Annotated in this window: 19 protein-coding genes; 13 read left to right on the forward strand and 6 right to left on the reverse strand. The window is 72.5% G+C overall.

Annotated features, from left to right (window positions below; all coding sequences use genetic code 11):
* Positions 1 to 31 precede the first annotated feature (31 nt).
* From ACQ95T_RS13790 to ACQ95T_RS13830, 9 genes are all read left to right on the forward strand, one after another.
* Complete coding sequence (locus ACQ95T_RS13790; protein WP_425941460.1) at positions 32 to 1,132, forward strand: phage portal protein; 1,101 nt, start codon at positions 32 to 34, stop codon at positions 1,130 to 1,132.
* A gap of 315 nt (positions 1,133 to 1,447) precedes the next feature.
* Positions 1,448 to 2,692, forward strand: coding sequence for an HK97 family phage prohead protease (locus ACQ95T_RS13795; RefSeq protein WP_431473017.1), 1,245 nt, complete (start codon positions 1,448 to 1,450; stop codon positions 2,690 to 2,692).
* 2 nt (positions 2,693 to 2,694) lie between these two features.
* Positions 2,695 to 3,003, forward strand: coding sequence for a hypothetical protein (locus ACQ95T_RS13800; RefSeq protein WP_425941463.1), 309 nt, complete (start codon positions 2,695 to 2,697; stop codon positions 3,001 to 3,003).
* Positions 3,000 to 3,383: a hypothetical protein gene (locus tag ACQ95T_RS13805; RefSeq protein WP_425941465.1), complete on the forward strand. Its 384-nt coding sequence runs from the start codon at positions 3,000 to 3,002 to the stop codon at positions 3,381 to 3,383. The genes ACQ95T_RS13800 and ACQ95T_RS13805 overlap by 4 nt, the downstream gene beginning before the upstream one ends.
* Positions 3,383 to 3,796, forward strand: coding sequence for a hypothetical protein (locus ACQ95T_RS13810; RefSeq protein WP_425941467.1), 414 nt, complete (start codon positions 3,383 to 3,385; stop codon positions 3,794 to 3,796). Before ACQ95T_RS13805 ends, ACQ95T_RS13810 begins: the two co-directional genes overlap by 1 nt.
* 10 nt (positions 3,797 to 3,806) lie before the next feature.
* A complete protein-coding gene (locus tag ACQ95T_RS13815) occupies positions 3,807 to 4,238 on the forward strand; it encodes a hypothetical protein (RefSeq protein ID WP_425941469.1) in 432 nt (143 codons plus the stop codon).
* A gap of 8 nt (positions 4,239 to 4,246) precedes the next feature.
* Positions 4,247 to 4,654 (forward strand): hypothetical protein, encoded by a 408-nt coding sequence (locus ACQ95T_RS13820; RefSeq protein WP_425941471.1) that lies wholly within the window; start codon positions 4,247 to 4,249, stop codon positions 4,652 to 4,654.
* Positions 4,655 to 4,664: 10 nt separating this feature from the next.
* Positions 4,665 to 4,967 carry a hypothetical protein gene (locus tag ACQ95T_RS13825; RefSeq protein WP_425941472.1) on the forward strand — a complete coding sequence of 101 codons (303 nt, stop codon included), beginning with the start codon at positions 4,665 to 4,667 and terminating at the stop codon, positions 4,965 to 4,967.
* Between the two features lie 140 nt (positions 4,968 to 5,107).
* Positions 5,108 to 7,180: a hypothetical protein gene (locus tag ACQ95T_RS13830; RefSeq protein WP_431473018.1), complete on the forward strand. Its 2,073-nt coding sequence runs from the start codon at positions 5,108 to 5,110 to the stop codon at positions 7,178 to 7,180.
* Positions 7,181 to 7,194: 14 nt separating this feature from the next.
* Here ACQ95T_RS13830 and ACQ95T_RS13835 read toward each other — a convergent pair whose 3' ends face one another.
* A complete protein-coding gene (locus ACQ95T_RS13835) occupies positions 7,195 to 7,524 on the reverse strand; it encodes a hypothetical protein (RefSeq protein ID WP_425941475.1) in 330 nt (109 codons plus the stop codon).
* Positions 7,525 to 7,760: 236 nt separating this feature from the next.
* On the reverse strand, positions 7,761 to 8,054 hold the full coding sequence (locus ACQ95T_RS13840) for a hypothetical protein (RefSeq protein WP_425941477.1): 294 nt from the start codon (positions 8,052 to 8,054) through the stop codon (positions 7,761 to 7,763).
* A gap of 205 nt (positions 8,055 to 8,259) precedes the next feature.
* On the opposite strand from ACQ95T_RS13840, the gene ACQ95T_RS13845 reads away from it, so the two are divergent.
* The gene (locus ACQ95T_RS13845; RefSeq protein ID WP_431473834.1) at positions 8,260 to 9,966 is read left to right on the forward strand and encodes an FHA domain-containing protein; all 1,707 of its coding nucleotides are present in this window, start codon (positions 8,260 to 8,262) and stop codon (positions 9,964 to 9,966) included.
* A complete protein-coding gene (locus ACQ95T_RS13850) occupies positions 9,882 to 12,110 on the forward strand; it encodes an FtsK/SpoIIIE domain-containing protein (RefSeq protein WP_431473835.1) in 2,229 nt (742 codons plus the stop codon). The genes ACQ95T_RS13845 and ACQ95T_RS13850 overlap by 85 nt, the downstream gene beginning before the upstream one ends.
* Here the strand turns inward: ACQ95T_RS13850 and ACQ95T_RS13855 are convergent.
* A complete protein-coding gene (locus ACQ95T_RS13855) occupies positions 12,076 to 12,471 on the reverse strand; it encodes a hypothetical protein (RefSeq protein ID WP_425941478.1) in 396 nt (131 codons plus the stop codon). The genes ACQ95T_RS13850 and ACQ95T_RS13855 overlap by 35 nt on opposite strands.
* Before the next feature lie 94 nt (positions 12,472 to 12,565).
* Between ACQ95T_RS13855 and ACQ95T_RS13860 the strand changes: the two genes are divergently transcribed.
* A complete protein-coding gene (locus tag ACQ95T_RS13860) occupies positions 12,566 to 13,147 on the forward strand; it encodes a PGPGW domain-containing protein (RefSeq protein WP_425941480.1) in 582 nt (193 codons plus the stop codon).
* Positions 13,148 to 13,216: 69 nt separating this feature from the next.
* Here ACQ95T_RS13860 and miaB read toward each other — a convergent pair whose 3' ends face one another.
* Both miaB and ACQ95T_RS13870 read right to left on the reverse strand, forming a co-directional pair.
* Positions 13,217 to 14,749 (reverse strand): tRNA (N6-isopentenyl adenosine(37)-C2)-methylthiotransferase MiaB, encoded by a 1,533-nt coding sequence (miaB, locus tag ACQ95T_RS13865; RefSeq protein ID WP_425941482.1) that lies wholly within the window; start codon positions 14,747 to 14,749, stop codon positions 13,217 to 13,219.
* Positions 14,750 to 14,944: 195 nt separating this feature from the next.
* A complete protein-coding gene (locus ACQ95T_RS13870) occupies positions 14,945 to 15,700 on the reverse strand; it encodes a YoaK family protein (RefSeq protein ID WP_425941483.1) in 756 nt (251 codons plus the stop codon).
* 107 nt (positions 15,701 to 15,807) lie between these two features.
* On the opposite strand from ACQ95T_RS13870, the gene ACQ95T_RS13875 reads away from it, so the two are divergent.
* Positions 15,808 to 16,359 carry a DUF5709 domain-containing protein gene (locus ACQ95T_RS13875; protein WP_425941484.1) on the forward strand — a complete coding sequence of 184 codons (552 nt, stop codon included), beginning with the start codon at positions 15,808 to 15,810 and terminating at the stop codon, positions 16,357 to 16,359.
* A 30-nt stretch (positions 16,360 to 16,389) separates the two neighbouring features.
* Here the strand turns inward: ACQ95T_RS13875 and ACQ95T_RS13880 are convergent, their stop codons facing one another.
* Positions 16,390 to 16,824, reverse strand: a complete 435-nt coding sequence (locus tag ACQ95T_RS13880; RefSeq protein ID WP_431473019.1) for a regulatory protein RecX — start codon at positions 16,822 to 16,824, stop codon at positions 16,390 to 16,392.
* Positions 16,825 to 16,894: the final 70 nt, after the last annotated feature.

Below are 16,894 nucleotides of genomic sequence, written 5' to 3' on the forward strand. Positions count from 1 at the left end.
GGGTTGGTGGTCGCAACTGCTGGGGCTCCCCGTGATCGAGGGAGCCGAGCGACTGCCCGACCTGCAGGACGAGATCCGCTCCGAGACCACCCCCGAGGGCGTCATGCCCCCGGCGCGGTCCGACCGCTTGCCGATCACCCAGGCCCAGGCGCTCACCCTCATCCCGGTCTACCGGGCCTTCTCGCTGATCTCCTCGGCCGTGTCCCAGCTCTCCCTGGACCTGTGGCGTGGCGAGGAGACGATCCCCTCCCCGACGTGGGTCCGTCGCCCTGACGTGAAGGTGCCCCGCTCGGCGTGGCTGGAGATGACGACCACGTCCCTGGCCGCCAACGGCAACGCGTTCTGGCGCGTCGAGCGGTCCTCACCGGCCGAGGCACCCTCCGCGCTGCTCGTGCTGGACCCCAACGAGGTCCACATCAACGACGACGGCACCTTCTCCCACCGCGGCCGCACCCTGGCCTCCTGGCAGGTGCAGCACCTGGCCCTCCTGCGCGTCCCCGGCAGGCTGCGCGGGCTCGGGCCGATCCAGGCGGCCGCACAGGACCTCACCGGCGCCGCAGACCTGCGCGACTACGCCTCCGAGTGGTTCAACGCCGGCACCGTGCCCAACGGCGTCCTGAAGTCCGACCAGCACATCACCGCCGAGCAGGCCGCCGCGGTGAAGACCCAGTGGCTGACCTCGGTCAACGGCGCCGAGCCTGCCGTGCTGGGCAACGGACTGGACTACCGGCCGCTGCTGATCTCACCCAAGGACGCCCAGTTCCTGGAGTCGCGGCAGTTCACCGTCACCGACATCGCCCGCCTGTTCGGGATCCCCTCGCACCTGATGCTCTCCGTCGTCGAGGGCGGGTCCATGACCTACCTCAACGGACAGGCCGCCGACCTGTCCTTCCTGCGCTGGACCCTCATGGCCTACCTGCGCGAGATCGAGGAGGCCGTGACCGCGCTGCTGCCCCGTGGTCAGACCGCCCGCTTCAACGTCGACGCCATCCTGCGCCCCTCGACCCAGGAGCGCTACGACGCGCACAAGGTCGCCCTGGAGGCCGGCTTCCTGACCGTCGACGAGGTCCGCCGGATCGAGGGTCTGGACCCGCTCGGCCCCGCCCCTGCACCCACCGAGGAGCCTTCATGACCACGACCACCCCCGAGCTGGAGGTCCGCGAGTTCCAGGTCCGCCTGGCCGAGGACACCGACGAGGAGAAGCGCGAGTTCACCGGCATCGCGGTCCCCTGGGACACCGTCGCCCGCATCGGAGATCTCTACGAGGAGCGGATCGCCCGCGGCGCGGTCGTCGACTCCGAGGACGCCAAGGTGTGGTGGCGCCACGCCGAGCCGATCGGGCGGATCACCCGTACCGAGGACACCGACGAGGGCTGGCAGATCACCGGCGTCCTGTCCCGCACCCCCCCGCCGCGGCGAGGAGGCCTACACGCTGCTGCGCGACGGCGTGGTCGACCGGCTCTCCATCGGCTTCGTGCCCGTGGAGCACCGCGAGGAGGTCCACGACGACGGGTCCATGACCCTGACGCGCACCAAGATCCGGGTCCGCGAGGTCTCGGTCGTCCCCATCCCGGCCTACGACAAGGCCACCGTGACCTCGGTCCGCGAGGCACAGCCCACCCCCCACCAGGAGGAAACCATGAGCGACACGCTCACCCGGGCGGACCTTGACGAGGTCCGCACCAGCATCGAGGACCTGGACCGCGAGCTGAAGCTCGTCGGCTCCCAGGTCGCCACCCGCACCGACGAGGAGCCGGCCCTGCAGTTCCGGTCCTTCGGCGAGTACGTCAAGGCCGTGGCCGCCGGCGACGAGACCGCCATGCGTGCCTACACCGGCGCGACGACCGCGGACTCCATCTCCCGCGACTCCTGGGTCGGCGACGTCATCCGCCTCGGCGAGGCCCGCCAGCGGGTCACCAGCCTCTTCCAGCACACCAAGGACCTTCCGCCCGAGGGCATGAACGTGGAGTACGGCTACCTGGCCGACGACACCACCCAGGTGGACGTGCAGGCCGCCGAGGGCGATGACCTGCTCTACGGCAAGGTCGACCTGGGTACCGCCACGGCAGCGGTGAAGACCCTCGGTGGCTGGACCCAGATGACCCGCCAGGAGATCGAGCGGTCCTCGGTCAACGTGGTCGACTTCTCCTTCCGCGCCATGGCCCTGCGCTACGCCAAGGCCGTGGAGACCCTCACCCGGGGCACCCTGACGGCGGCGTACAACGACGCCACCGCCACCGCCCTGGCCGAGATCGAGGCCGACCTGACCACCCAGGACGGCGTCGTCGAGGGCCTGATCGACCTGGTCGAGCACTTCGAGGACTCCGACGTGACGCTCTCCGGTCTGATCGTCGCCAAGGACGTCTTCCTCTCCCTGCTGGCCGTCCCCTCCACGGACCGGATCCTGCAGGTCACCCAGGCGCCGACCGACAAGCTCGGCACCCTGACCGTGTCCAGCCTGACCGGCAACATCGCCGGCGTGCCGGTCACCCTCTGGCCCGGCGCCCCGACCGGTGCGACGGTGGCCTACGACGAGACCGCGATCCGCACCCAGGAGGCGCCCGGCGCCCCCATGCGGCTGCAGGACGAGAACATCGTCAACCTGTCCAAGGCGTTCAGCGTGTACGGCTACGCCGCCTCCTACGTCCAGGTCCGCCCGGGCCTGGTCAAGGTCACCGCCCCGGTCGTCTGACCATGAGCGCCGCCGACCTCAGCGCCTACGTCAACTCGACGGCGACCGCCGACGAGCCCTTCGTCGCTGCCTGCTGGGCAGAGGCCGAGGAGCTCGTCGCCGCCTACGTCGGGCTGAACGTGGTGCCTGCCGTCACCCTGCACAGGGCGACGCTGGAGGTCGCGGCCGAGCTGTTCCACCGACGCAACGCCCCGGGCGGGATCACCCAGTTCGCCGCCCTGGACGGACCGTCACCGGTCCGGATGGCCCGAGACCCCATGCTCGGCGCGTACCCCATCCTGGACCGCTTCCTGCCCGCGGGGCTCGCATGAACACGCTGCGAGCCCTGCGGGAGGACCTGCAGGCCGTCCTGGCCCCGATCGGGACGGTCCTGGACCACCTGCCCGAGCGGATCACCCCTCCCGTGGCGATCATCGCCGCCGGCTCCCCGTACGTGGAGGCCGGTGAGACCTTCGGATCCTGGTCGGTCCGCTTCACCGTGGTGCTCGTCGCTTCACAGGGCACCAACCAGACCGCCACCCGCCAGCTGGACCACGTGGTCGCGGCCACGGCCGTGGCCCTGGACCAAGGCGCCTGGGACGTGGAGCGGATCGACCAGCCGACCATGCTCGGCCACGCCGGCACCCACTTCCTGTCCACCACCGTGGACGTCGCCCGCACCGTCGACACGATCACGGACGGGGGCACCTGATGGGCTCTCCGAGGATCAAGGGCGACCGACTCTCCTTCCACGTCGACGGCGTGGACCACTGGGCCGACGCGACCAGCGTGGTCATGGACGGCGAGGACCTGGAGGTCCCCGACATGCATGGCGAGGTCAAGCTGATCCGCCTGCGCTCCTGGTTCGACGTGGAGGCCGTCCAGTCGACCGCCGCCGCCTCCCTGTGGACGTTCTGCTGGGAGCACCAGGGTCAGACCGTCCCCTTCGCCTACGCCCCCCACGGCAACCCCCTGCCGACCGAGGACCAGCCCCACTTCACCGGTGTCCTGACCGTGCCCCTCGCCCCACGCCTGGGCGGGTCCGCGGGCCGCACCACCGAGCAGACCTTCGAGTCCCGCTTCCACATCGTCCAGGGCCCGCTCCGGGTCACGACCACCGAATAGGAGAAACACCATGGGTTCGACCCGCATCCGGGGCAACAAGCTCGCCCTGACCTTCGGCACCCCCGGCACCGACTACTGGGCCGACGCGACCAGCGTCGTCCTGGAGAATGAGGAGAAGGACTCCGACGTCGTCACCTTCGAGGACGCCGCCGGTGAGTCTGGCACCGACCGCCAGTGGTTCTTCACCATCTCCGCCGTGCAGTCCACCGCCACCGGCTCCTTCTGGCGCTACCTGTGGGAGAGCACCGGCGAGGTCGTGCCGTTCACCTACGCCCCCCACGGCAACGAGACCGCCACCGCCGAGCAGCCCCACTTCCTGGGGACCTGCAAGGTCGGCCCCAAGCCGTCCGTCGGTGGCGAGGCGTCCCGCACGAGCGAGTTCACCTTCGAGGTCCGCCTCGACGTGGAGACCGGCCCGACCCTGGACGAGGGCGGGGTCTGACCGGCGCCATGGCCGTCAAGGACGTGACCTTCAGCTCCGGAGGCGCCCAGGTCAAGATCGAGGGCCTGCGCAAGGCGCTACGGGCCTTCGAGGCCGCCGGCGCGTCCGCCGAGGACATGAAGGACCTGATGCACTCCATCGGGCTGATCGTCGTGGCGACCGCCACCCCCAACGCGCCAACCCTGTCGGGCGCCCTGGCCGGCTCGCTACGGGCCGGCCGGGGCAAGACCAAGGCCGTCGTCCGTGCAGGCGGCGCCCGGGTCCCCTACGCCGGTGTCCAGCACTACGGCTGGCCCGCCCGCAACATCGCCGCCAAGCCCTTCCTGGCCGACGCGGTCCAGTCGACCCGCGCCAAGACCTTCGCCGCCCTCGAGGACGGCGTCGGTGACCTGTTGAAGAAGCAGAACCTGACCTAAGGAGCCACCCATGATCGACGTCAACAAGCTCACCCTCGGCGAGGTCGCCAAGATCGAGGAGCTGTCCGGTCAGCCGATCACCTCCTTCGGCGACGACGACCGCCCCAAGGGCCTGGCCCTGGCCGCGTTCGCCTTCATCGCCAAGCGCCGCGAGGACCCCACCTTCACCTGGAACAAGGCCCAGGAGCTGACCTTCGAAGAGGCCAACACCATCCTGCAGCCGACCCCGGCCGCCGAGGACGAGGAGGGGTCCGACCCTTTGGACGAGCCCGCCACCCCGGCCCGTTCGAGGAAGACCCAGCGGAAGAGCTGAGGGAGGCCCGTCTGCAGGAGATGGCCCAGTTCGCCGTCCACCTGCGGATGACCCCGGGCGACTACTACGCCCTCACCGTGGCCGAGCACCGCGTTATCGTCACCGAGTGGAACAAGACCCAGAAGAGGAGGGGGTGAACCGTGGCAGGTCAGACGATCACCGTCAGCGTCCTGGCAGACACCAAGCCGCTGTCCAAGGCCTTCAACAACCTCAGCAACGAGATGGGCCTGGGCAAGATCGGCAAGGCCGTCGGCGCCCTCGGCAAGGCCGTCGCGGTCGGGGCGACCGCCGCCGGGGCAGGCTTCGCCGCGCTCACCGTCGCCGGCGTCAAGGCCGCCTCCGGGCTGGAACAGTCCATGGGCGGCGTCGACGCCGTCTTCAAGCAGACCGCCGACGAGGTCCACGCCCTCGCCAAGGGCGCCGACATGGACCTGGGGCTGACCCAGAACGCCTACAACGAGCTGGCGACCGTCGTCATCGGGACCTCGCTGAAGAACAGCGGCACCCCCATGAAGGAGCTGGCCGGGACCACCGACGAGCTGATCTCACGGTCCTCCGACCTGGCCGCCACCTTCGGCGGGACCGTCGTGGACGCCAGCAACGCCATGGCCTCCGCGCTGCGCGGTGAGTTCGAGCCGCTGCGCCAGTACGGCGTGTCCCTGAACCAGGCCGACATCAACGCCCGCGCCCTGGCCGACAGTGGCAAGGCCAACGTGGCCGAGCTGACCAAGCAGGAGAAGGCCCTCGCCACCCAGGCGCTCATCATGGAGCAGTCGGCCGACGCCGCCGGGATGTTCGCCGCCGAGAACGACACCCTCGCCGGCAAGATGGAGCGGGCCAAGGCCGTCGCCGGCAACCTGGCCGCCGAGTTCGGTGCCGTCTTCCTGCCCGCCGCGACCGCCGCCATGGGCTACCTGCTGGAGCAGGGCGTCCCCGCGATCCAGGCCCTCGGCACCTGGGCACAGGACCACCTGCTGCCCGCCCTGCAGTCCCTGGGCGCCTGGTTCACCAACGAGGGCGTGCCCCGCCTGCAGGAGTTCGGCGCGTTCCTCACCGAGACCGTCGTGCCCAAGATCCAGGAGTTCGGCAACTTCCTCACCGGCACCGTCGTGCCCGCCCTGGCCTCCTTCGGCACCTGGGTCCAGAACAACGCCGCCTGGCTCCTGCCGCTGACCGGTGCCATCCTCGGCGCCGTCGCCGGGTTCAAGGCCTTCACCATCGCCATGGCCGCCTGGAGGGTCATCACGACCGCCGCAGCGGCCGCCCAGCTCCTGCTGAATGCCGCCCTCCTCGCCAACCCCATCGGCCTCGTCATCGCGCTCGTCGCCGGTCTCGTCGCCGGGTTCCTCATCCTGTGGAACACGAACGACGGCTTCCGGGACGCCGTCATCAACGCCTGGCAGGCGATCACCGCCGGCGTCCAAGCCGCCTGGGCATGGCTGCAGACCCTGCCGTCGAAGTTCAGCGACATGATGACCTCCATCCGCACCGCGGTGAGCACCGGTATCGACGCGGTCGTGACGTTCTTCCAGAACCTGCCCGGGCGTGCCCAGGACGCCGCCAGCGCCCTCACGTCGCGCCTGAGCGACCTGGCGACCACCGCGATGACCGCGACACGCACCGCCGTCAGCGACGGCATCGACCGGGTCCTCGGCTTCTTCCGCAACATGCCCGGACGGATCGTCTCCGCCCTCGGCAACCTCTCCGGACTGCTCACCGGCGCCGCGGCCGACGTGATCGACGGCTTCCTCGGCGGCCTCCGGGGCGGCTTCGACCGGGTGAGGGGCGAGCTGGGCAGGCTGACCAACCTGCTGCCCGACTGGAAGGGTCCCGCGTCCAAGGACCGGAGCATCCTGCGCGGCGCCGGTCAGCTCATCATCGACGGCTTCGTGAGGGGTCTGGAGGACCGCTTCGGGGACGTCAGGAGCACCCTGGGAGGGCTGACCGACGAGGTCGCCTCCACGAGCTTCGAGTCGCCCTCGATCGACGCACCCCCACGGCTACGCACCGCCTCGGATCGGACCTCGTCGACTCCGGGCAATGGGGGGTCGGCTCCGGTCGTGCAGCTCTCAGCAGACGCCGAGCGGGTGCTCCTGGCGGCCGTCGACCGACCCATCCAGGTAGGTCTGCAGGTCTCTCAGCGCGAGTTCGCTAAGGCAGTAGTCGAGTCCAGGAGCTACTGGGACCGCCGCGGCGGCTTCCAACATGCTTGATGGTGAGGGAGCGGTCAGGGCATGGCCGCAGCTGTACGCACCTGTCGCCACACGCCTGGCGCAAACATCATCAGCATCTTGCCCTCGATGCCCACAGCGAGGTCTCCGCCGGGCCCGATTTTGATGTCGAAGGGGGCGTCTTGGCCGTCGGCGACGAACCAGTGCTGGTGCAAGTCGCCATCCATGCCAGCCGTGAAGACCACAAACTCGAGCAGACCGTCAGTGTCGGGGGGAATCTCATTGGAACGGCGAACGGACACCTCGCCCTGGGAGTCCATGAGGTACACCGTGATGCCGTCGTCGTCCTGAGTTGCTGCTTCTTCTCTTCCCGGTGCCTGAGTCATGGGCCCCGATCCTAGCTACGTTGGGCATCGTTGGTTCCGTCCGGCTGAGGCGGCGACAGCAGTCCAGGCACGGAGGGCGGTTCGGATCGGGCGTCCGGATGGCCTGGCTCAGGCAGGTCCGACAACAGGAAGAGACCCGAGCGGGGCCGCACAGGGGCCGCACGAGGATCATTCAAGGCCGTTCTTTGCCAATGCTGCCAACGCTCGCATAGGCCTTTGACCAGCGGGTTCACTCTTCACCATCCGTTACCGTAACCCCGAAAAGCATTGATCCAGATCTCCTCCACCGTCGGGTCGTCGAGGTAGGGCTGCAGCGGGCCGAAGCCGGCCACCGACTCCAGGAGGGCGCGCTGCGCCTCACGACGGTCCCCCAGCGGGACCAGTCCGCCCAGGAGCGCGCGCTCGTCGTAGTCGTCGAGGACCTCGCCGATGAGGTCGCGCACCTCCAGGTCGTCGCGGGAGGGGTCGAGCCGACGTCGACGGATGAGCTCACGCACGTCCTCCTCGAGATCGTGCAGCGCGGCCTGCATGGACCTGCCCTCCCCCTGTCGTTCCGAACCGTCGTGCCGGGCCACCGGCCCCACAGCGGACCATGCGACCAAGCGTGAGCAGGACTGTAAAGGGACTTTGCCAAAGCCTGACCAAACCCGAACCAGATCTGTGGACAGACCCCGGGGCTGTGGACGACGGAGAGGCTGCGGGCGGAGAACGAGCCACCATGGGCCGGTGCGAGCGATGATCACCGTGCCGGCGTGCCCGGCGCCGAGGTACCTCGTGCTCGAGGGCCCCGAACACCTCACCCCCGCAGACGTCCACGCCCTGGTCGGCGTAGCCGTCCCGCCCCCCGCCGCACGGCTCCCCCTGCACGGGTATGCCGTGGGGCCCGCGGCCCTCCCGCCCGCCACGCCCCTGCCCAGGCTCGTCGTCGCCGACGGACCGGACGCCGGGGCGTGCGTGCAGGTGGCTCCGGGGGCGTCGGTGACGGTCGGCCGCGACCCCTCCTGCGACCTGACCGTCCTCGACCCCGCGCTCTCCCGGTGGCACGTGAGGGTCGCCGCGGACCGCGAGGGCATCACGGTCGAGGACCTGGGTTCGACCAACGGGATGCGCTGGTCGCCGGAGAAGGAGGAGGCGCACCCCTGCACCGAGGGGACCGCCGGCCCGCGCCGCTGGGTCCCCGGCCACGACCTGCTGGTCGGAGGCTCACGGCTGACGCTGCGGACCCGGCCTGGGGCACCGCTGCCCGTGCGCTGGCGCGGCGGAAGGGCCGAGGTCAGACCCTGGCCCCGCACCGGCACGCCACGGCCGGAGGTGTCGCTGAGCACCCCCGCTCCACCCCAGCGGGAGGTCGTGCGGCCCCCCAGCGCGTGGTCCTGGGGACTCCCCCTCGCGGCGTCGGTGGCCCTGGCCGTGGTGCTCCGGATGCCCTTCCTCCTGCTGTTCGGCCTGATGGCGCCCGCGATGGTCCTCGGCCACCACCTCGGCGAGCGTCGCCGGACGCGGACCGAGCACCGGGACGCCGCGGCCCGGCACGACGAGGAACTGATCCGCCTCGAGGAGGTCCGCCGTCGCGCGTTGGCCGACGACCTGACCGCGCTGCGGGCCGCTCGTCCCGGTCTGGGCGGGGTGGTCACCGCCCTGCTGCCGGCGCCCTCCACGGAGCTGTGGTCCCGGGCCCACGAACCGCTGGAGGTCGTCCTGGGCCGTTCCCGGTGCCCGGCCGGCGTGCGTCACGACGGTGCGGTGCTGACCCACGGGGACGGCCCGGTGACCCTGGACCTGGAGCAGCCGTTGGCGGTGGTGGGTCCGGCACACCTGCGGGACGGCCTGGTCCGGTCGGTGCTGCTGCAGGTCGCCACCACCCACCCGCCCTCCGCCCTGCGCCTGCTGGTCGATCCCGTGGAACCCCCGGGGACGGGTGGGACCTGCTGGCGTGGCTGCCGCACACCCGTCCGGCGAGCCCGGACGGGTGGACGGACGGGGGGACGGACGGGCTGCGCTGGGGTGAGCACCTGTGCCTGGTCGACGACGTCCGTGACGCACCGGCCGGGCGACCCCGGGTGGAGGTGGCCGCGCCGGGGCAGGCGGTGCTGCGACGACCGGGCGAACCGGACCTGCGGTTCGAGCCCACGATGCTCGGCCTGCCGCTGGCCCGCCGGCTGGCCCGTCTGCTCGCGGGGTGCGCCGAGGACGTCCCCCTTGCAGGACCCGGCCCGCTCTCCCGGCCGGCGACCCTGGGTGACCTCGCGCCGTGGCCCACGGACACGGACCAGGTGCGCCGGGGGTGGTCGTCGGCGGCCGGGGCGCAGGGGCTGTCCGTCCCGCTCGGCACCGACGCGCGGGGCACCCCCGTGGTCGTGGACCTCGTCCGCGACGGCCCGCACACACTGGTCGCCGGGACGACCGGATCGGGCAAGTCCGAGCTCCTGCGCACGCTCGTGACCGGGCTCGCGCTCGCCCATCCGCCGTCCCGCCTCGGCGTGCTGCTCATGGACTACAAGGGCGGCTCCTCGCTGGGACAGCTCTCGGCCCTGCCCCACGCCGTCGGTCTGGTGACCGACCTGGACCCGCACCTGGGGCACCGCGTCCTGGAGTCGCTGCGCGCGGAGCTCCGTCGGCGCGAGCGCCAGCTCGCCCAGGAGGGCCTGCGGGACGTGGCGGAGGGCGGGGACCGCATCCCGAGGCTGCTCATCGTCGTCGACGAGTTCAGGGTCCTGGCCGAGGAGCTGCCGGACTTCCTCAGCGGTCTGGTGCGCGTCGCCACGGTCGGGCGCAGCCTCGGCGTCCACCTGGTGCTGGCCACCCAGCGGCCGGGCGGGGTGGTCTCGCCCGACCTGCGGGCCAACGTCAACCTCCGCATCGCCCTGCGGGTGCGCGAGGTGGCCGACAGCCTGGACGTCCTCGACGTGCCGGACGCCGCTCAGCTGCCCGAGGGTCGCCCCGGTGCCGGCCTCCTGCGGACGGGGGCCTCACCCGCCCGGTCCTTCCAGACCGTCCAGGTCGGACCTCCCGCCGGACCGGCACGGTCGCACGACCCGGGGCCCTCGGCCGGGCCCGGGGTCCGCCACCCGCAGGTCACCGTCCAGGAGGTGGCGGACGCGTGGGCGGGCTGGCGGGTCGTGACGGCTACGGACGACGGTCGGGCCACGGACCCGTCGTCCGACCTCTCACGGTCGCTCGCCGTCGAGGGGATCGTCGAGGTGCTCCGCCGGACGGCGGAAGAGGACGCGGCCCGGTCGTCGACGCCGGTCCGCGCCCGGCCCGTGTGGCACCCGCCGCTGCCCGACCGATTGCCGGTGAAGGACCCCGGTGCCTGGGCGGTGGCCGACCGGCCGGAGCAGCAGTCGTGGGAACCGCTCACCTGGCGCGGTGACGGGCACGTCGCCCTGGTCGGGGCGCCCCGCAGCGGCCGGTCCACCGCCGCACGCTCCCTCGTCGCCGCCGCCGGCGACGTCTGGCTCTACGTCGTCGACCCGGCGGGCGCCCTCGCCGGCAGCGAGCTGTCCGCACACCCGGGCCTGCGGGCGTGGGTCGGTCCTGGCGACCCGGCCCACGCCACGGCCGTCCTGCGCGCCCTGGTCGAGGTCGTGGACCGCCGACTCGCCGCGGTGGAGGCCGGCGCGGCCGCACCGGTCGTCCTCGTCGTGGACGGCTGGGACCGGTGGGTCCAGGAGCAGGAGGCGGACCGGGGGCAGGCCCGCGAGCTGGCGACGCGGGTGCTGCGCGACGGACCCTCCGCCGGGGTCTGCGTCGTCCTCACCGGCGACCGGCAGCTCGTCTCCGGAACGGTGGGCAGGCACGTCCCGCAGACCTGGTTGCTCCCCACGCACGACCCCACGGACGTCGCCGCGGTCGGGCTGCGACCCGTCCAGGTGCCACGGCACCGGCCTGCCGGGCGGGCGGTCCGGGCCTCGGACGGCCTGGTGGCCCAGGTGCACCTTCCCGTCGGCGGTCGCGCGACTCCGGCTCGACCACCGGGTCCTGCTCCACCCCGTCTGGTCACCCTGCCGCGACGGCTGGACGCGGACGGACCGTGGGCGGTCGGCGGCGAACGGGCCGAACCCGTGCCGCGCCCCACCGGGTCTGCGCTGGTCCTGGGCCCCCCGGGATCGGGCGTCACCTCCACCCTCGGGCTGCTCGCCGGGCCGGAGCAGGGGAACGGCACCGGCGGGACGCACCAGCAGGGTGTCGTGCGCGTCGCCGGTCCGGGCTCGTGGGACGACGACGAGCTGCGCGCAGCCCTGGACGGCACGGTGGGCACCGTCGTGCTGGACGAGGCGCATCTGCTCACCGGCTCCCGGACCGAGGAGACCGTCCTCGCCTGGGCGGACCGCACCCGTGGACGGCTGCTCGTCGGTGGCGAGCTGACGGCGTGCTCGGCCCTGTTCCGCGGTGCCGTCCCCTACGTCGGCCGGCTCCGGACGGGACTGGTGCTCCAGCCCTCCCTCGTGGGTCACGGCGCTCCGCTGGCCGTCGACCTGCCCACAGGAGACCTGCGCGTCCCGGGACGGGGCGTGCTCGTCCTCAGGGGTCGCTGCACCCGGGTCCAGGTCAGGGGTCCGTCCGGACCTCCAGACGACCCATGAGGAAGGTCGCGGCGACGGTGGCCGACCCGGCGGTCAGCACGAGGCCGGCCAGCCACCAGGGGGCGAACTGGAACATCGCGATGCCCAGGGGCACGAGCATGAAGTTCGCGGCGATGGCCGGTGCCTGGGCCCGCGGGTGCCGCGCGCGCAGTCCCCGGGCGGTGTAGGCCAGCCCGATGACGAAGACCGCGATCGTGGCGACGGACATGATGACGATGAGCGGGTCGCTGCCCTCGCCCACGGCCAGCTCGTAGAGGTAGAACGCGGCGATGCCCGCGAGCACCACGGCCTCGAGGGCCACCAGCAGCGCCGCGACCTGTCCGGCCCGACGCTCACGGGGGGTCGGCTCGGCTGCGCTCACCGGGACATCGTAGGCACCCACCGGTCACGACCGGTCCTGCGGGCCCGGGTGCGGGCCAGGGTGCTCGCAGACCGGACCGTTAGGCTCATCCGTCGTGACCGCGGCGAAGCGAATAGCGCTGGAGACCCTGGGGTGGGTCGTCCTGTGCGTGGGCATCCTCGCCCTGTTCCTGCCCGGTCCCGGCCTGCTGCTGACGCTCGCGGGCCTGGCGATCCTCTCCACCCAGTACGGCTGGGCCCGACGGCTGATGGAGCCGGTGCGGGTCAAGGCCTGGCGGGGCGCTGCCGAGGGTGTGGAGACCGTCCCGCGCATCGCCGCCTCCGTGGTCGTCGCCCTGGTGATGATCGGCATCGCGGTGCTGTGGCTGTGGAGCCCCCCGGCTCCCGGCTGGTGGCCGGTGGCCGAGCGGTGGTGGCTCTTCGGGGGGCCCGCCGTGGGGATCACCATGATCGTCTCGGCCGTCATCGCGCTGGGACTGCTGGTCTACGCCACCCGGCGCTTCCACGGTCACCCGGCCGCGATGGCGGACGTGCTGCGGATGGAGGAGCGCTACCGGGCGCGCCGTCGGCACCGCGTCGAGGCGAGACGCCGGCTGCGTCGGATGCGGACCGCGGGCGTGGCCGTCCCCACGCGTGCCAGACGCCGGGGGGCCAGCCCCGTGCGCGACGGCGGCTGACCCTTCCCGCGCGACGCGTCGACGGGGCGGAAGCTGGCGCGGTCCGCTCCGGCGGTGGCCGCCCGGGCGTCAGGACGTCGGGCAGCAGGCCGGGGCCAGGGGCTCCGGCGCCGGGGGCCGGCCCACGGTGGGGATGCCCAGACTCACCGCGGGCTTGCGGGTGGTCCCCTCTGTGCCACCGTCCTGCAGGGCCGCCCAGGCCTCACCGCCCCGCGTGCGCCGCACGGCATACGTCCCGCCCCGCACGCCCGAGTCGGCGAGAAGGTGGTGCGGGGCGCCGTAGGTGACCTCGACGGTCACGGCGTCCCCCGGCCGGGGCCGCTCGGCCCCGGCGGGGACGGCGAAGTGGACGAGCCGGTTGTCCCGCGCCCGACCTGACAGACGCTCGGTCTCGGCGTCCTTGCGGCCCTCCGCCGGCGCGACGAGCACCTCGACGCGGCGCCCCTCGAGCTCGCGGTTGCCCGCCCAGGAGACCTCCTCCTGCACGGCCAGCAGCCGGTCGAAACGCTCCTGGACGACCGCCTTGGGCACCTGGTCGCCCATGGTCGCGGCCGGCGTGCCGGGGCGGACGGAGTACTGGAAGGTGAACGCGCTGGAGAAGCGCGAGGCACGGACCACCTCGAGGGTGTCCTGGAAGTCCTGCTCGGTCTCGCCGGGGAAGCCGATGATGAGGTCGGTGGTGATCGCCGCGTCGGGGATCTGCTCACGGACCCGGTCGATGATGCCGAGGAACTTCTCGCTGCGGTAGGAGCGCCGCATCGCCTTCAGCACCCGGTCCGAGCCCGACTGCAGCGGCATGTGCAGGCTGGGCATGACGTTGGGCGTCTCGGCCATGGCGGTGATGACGTCGTCGGTGAAGGCGGCCGGGTGCGGGCTGGTGAACCGCACCCGCTCCAGCCCCTCGACCTGTCCGCAGGCGCGCAGCAGCTTGCCGAAGGCGAGCCGGTCGCCGAACTCCACCCCGTAGGTGTTGACGTTCTGTCCCAGCAGCGTGATCTCGACGACGCCCTGGGCCACCAGCGCCTCGACCTCGGCGAGGATCTCGCCCGGACGGCGGTCCTTCTCCTTGCCGCGCAGGGCGGGGACGATGCAGAAGGTGCAGGTGTTGTTGCAACCCACGGAGATGGAGACCCAGGCCGAGTATGCCGAGTCGCGCCGGGTCGGGAGGGTGGAGGGGAAGACCTCGAGCGACTCCAGGATCTCGACCTCGGCCGCCCTGTTGTGCCGGGCGCGGTCCAGCAGGGCCGGCAGCGAGCCGACGTTGTGGGTGCCGAAGACCACGTCCACCCACGGCGCCCGCTCCACGATGGTGGCCCGGTCCTTCTGCGCCAGGCAGCCGCCGACGGCGATCTGCAGGTCCGGGTTGGCCAGCTTCGCCGGGCGCAGCTGACCCAGGTTGCCGTAGAGCTTGTTGGCGGCGTTCTCACGCACGGCGCAGGTGTTGAACACGACGACGTCGGCCACGTCCGACCGCTGCCCCGGGGGCAGGCTGGCCAGGTCCACGTAGCCGGCCGTCTCCAGCAGCCCGGCCAGGCGCTCGGAGTCGTGCACGTTCATCTGGCACCCGTGGGTGCGCACGTCGTAGGTCTTGAGGGTCTCCATACCGTTGTCCAGGGTAACCGGGGACCGCGGCCCCGACGGACCGGTGAGCACCCGGACCCGGACCGGGCCGGACCGGACGGATCCCCAGCCGGACCGGACGGATCCCCAGCCGGACCGGACGGATCCCCAGCCGGACCGGACAGACCCCGAGGCGTCGGAGCCCGTCGGCGGGGGTGGGTCTCCCGCCGACGACGGTCACGGCAGGAGTCGGGCGGGGGCCGGGGGCGGACCGGGTCGGGTGAGGAGCGGGGGCACGGCGATCGTCAGCAGCAGCGCGGCCGGGACCAGGAGCACCACGACGCCCGCCGTCAGGTAGCCCAGCGCCCCCATCACCCCGCCGAGGAAGAACAGGGCCACGAGCGTGGCGTGCATCCGCAACCGGTCCAGGTCGGCACGCACCGGAACAGCGCCGTCGAGCCGGTTGCGGTAGGCGCCCTTGCCCAGCTCGATGCCGATGTCGGTGACCATCCCGGTCACGTGCGTCGTGCGGATGGTGGCGTCGGACACCTTGGTGATGAGCGCGTTCTGCAGCCCCATGACGAACCCCAGGGCCGCCACCAGGGGCCACTGACGCTCGGGCCCGGGCACCAGGTCGGCCAGGGCCCCGATCAGCAGGACGAGCACCGCCTCGGTCAGCAGGACGAGGGCGAACCGACGGTCGTGCCAGCGGTCCCGGCGCCGGGCCCAGTGGAACTGCAGGGCCGAGGTCATCGCGCCGAGGACGAAGGCGGTCAGCGCGAGCAGGCCCATCGCGACGACCACCCACCCGCCCAGGACGAGGTGGTCGGCGACGCTGGCGGTGAGGCCCGTCATGTGGGAGGTGTAGAAGCCGACCGCGACGAAGCCGACCGAGTTCAGCACGCCCGCGGTCCAGGCGAGGTGGTAGGCCAGGTGACGGTTGAGCCGCTGGGATCGGGCCGGCCCGGCCAGGTCCCACACGCGCCACGCCATGTGCGCCTCCTCCGCCTCTCCCCGCTGGTCGGGGAGCCTCGCGCGACCGACTGTAGTGGGGTCGTAGGATGAGGGTCCGAGGAGCACCCGTCTGCGAAGGAGCGGCGATGATCCACAACGATCGCGAGAGCATCGGCGACGAGCTGGGCGTCTGGAGCGTCGACGACGAGGACCAGCTGTCCTCCGCCGACACCCTTGACGGCGACGGGGATCCGCTGGACCGGGGCTACACCGCACCGGACCGCCTGCACGGGTCGTTGGCCTACGGAGTGACGGCGAGCGAGCAGCGGGGCGACGAGACGATCGACCAGCGCATCCGTCAGGAGGAGGCGGATCCCTGGTCGGCCTACGGCGCGCCGGACAACGAGTCCGGGCTGGACGGGACCGAGGAGGACATGCTCGGCGGCGACGACGTGGACGCGGTCCCCGCCGGCCGTGACGTCTACGGGGGCGACCACGGACGGATCGGCCGTCTCGTGGCTCCCGACGAGGGCCTGCACCCCGACCGCGAGGCGCGGCTGGTCGCCCGGGAGGGTCGCGCCACGAGCTGGGACTCCCCCGAGGAGTCGGCGATGCACTACACCGACGGGGAGGACGACGACCTCTCCGAGGAGGAATGGACCCCCGAGAGCGTCGTCGCCCGCGACGAGGAGGAGTAGGCGCACCCGGACGACGCCCGTGCCGGCGGGTCAGTCCCGGCGGTTCTCCGGCAGCTCGTCGAGCGCCTCCCGCACGACCTGGTAGGCCACGCCGGGACCGTAGCCCTTGCGGGCCAGGAACCCGGCCAGCCGGCGCGTCTGCACGTCCCGCTCCAGCCCACGCATGGTGCGCAGGCGGCGGGCGACCAGGGCGCGGGCCTGCTCCTTCTCCCGCTCGGGGTCGATCTCTTCCAGCGCCGCGTCGGCCACCTCGTCCGGGACGCCCTTCTGCCGCAGCTCGTGGCGCAGGGCACCGGCGGCCAGGCCCTTGGTCTCCTGCTTGGACCGCACGTACATCTCCGCGTACGACTCGTCGTCGACGAGGCCGACCTCCGTCATCCGGTCCAGCACCCCTCGGGCGACGTCGGGCTCGCACCCCCTGTCGCGCAGCTTGTCCTCGAGCTGGCGGCGGGTGCGCGGGCCCATGGCCAGCTGGCGCAGGACGATGCGACGGGCGACGGCGTGGGGGTCGGGGTCGGAACGGCCCGGTCCCCCG

It is taken from the genome of Ornithinimicrobium carbonis (genome assembly GCF_050703245.1).
Taxonomy (GTDB): Bacteria; Actinomycetota; Actinomycetes; order Actinomycetales; family Dermatophilaceae; genus Ornithinicoccus.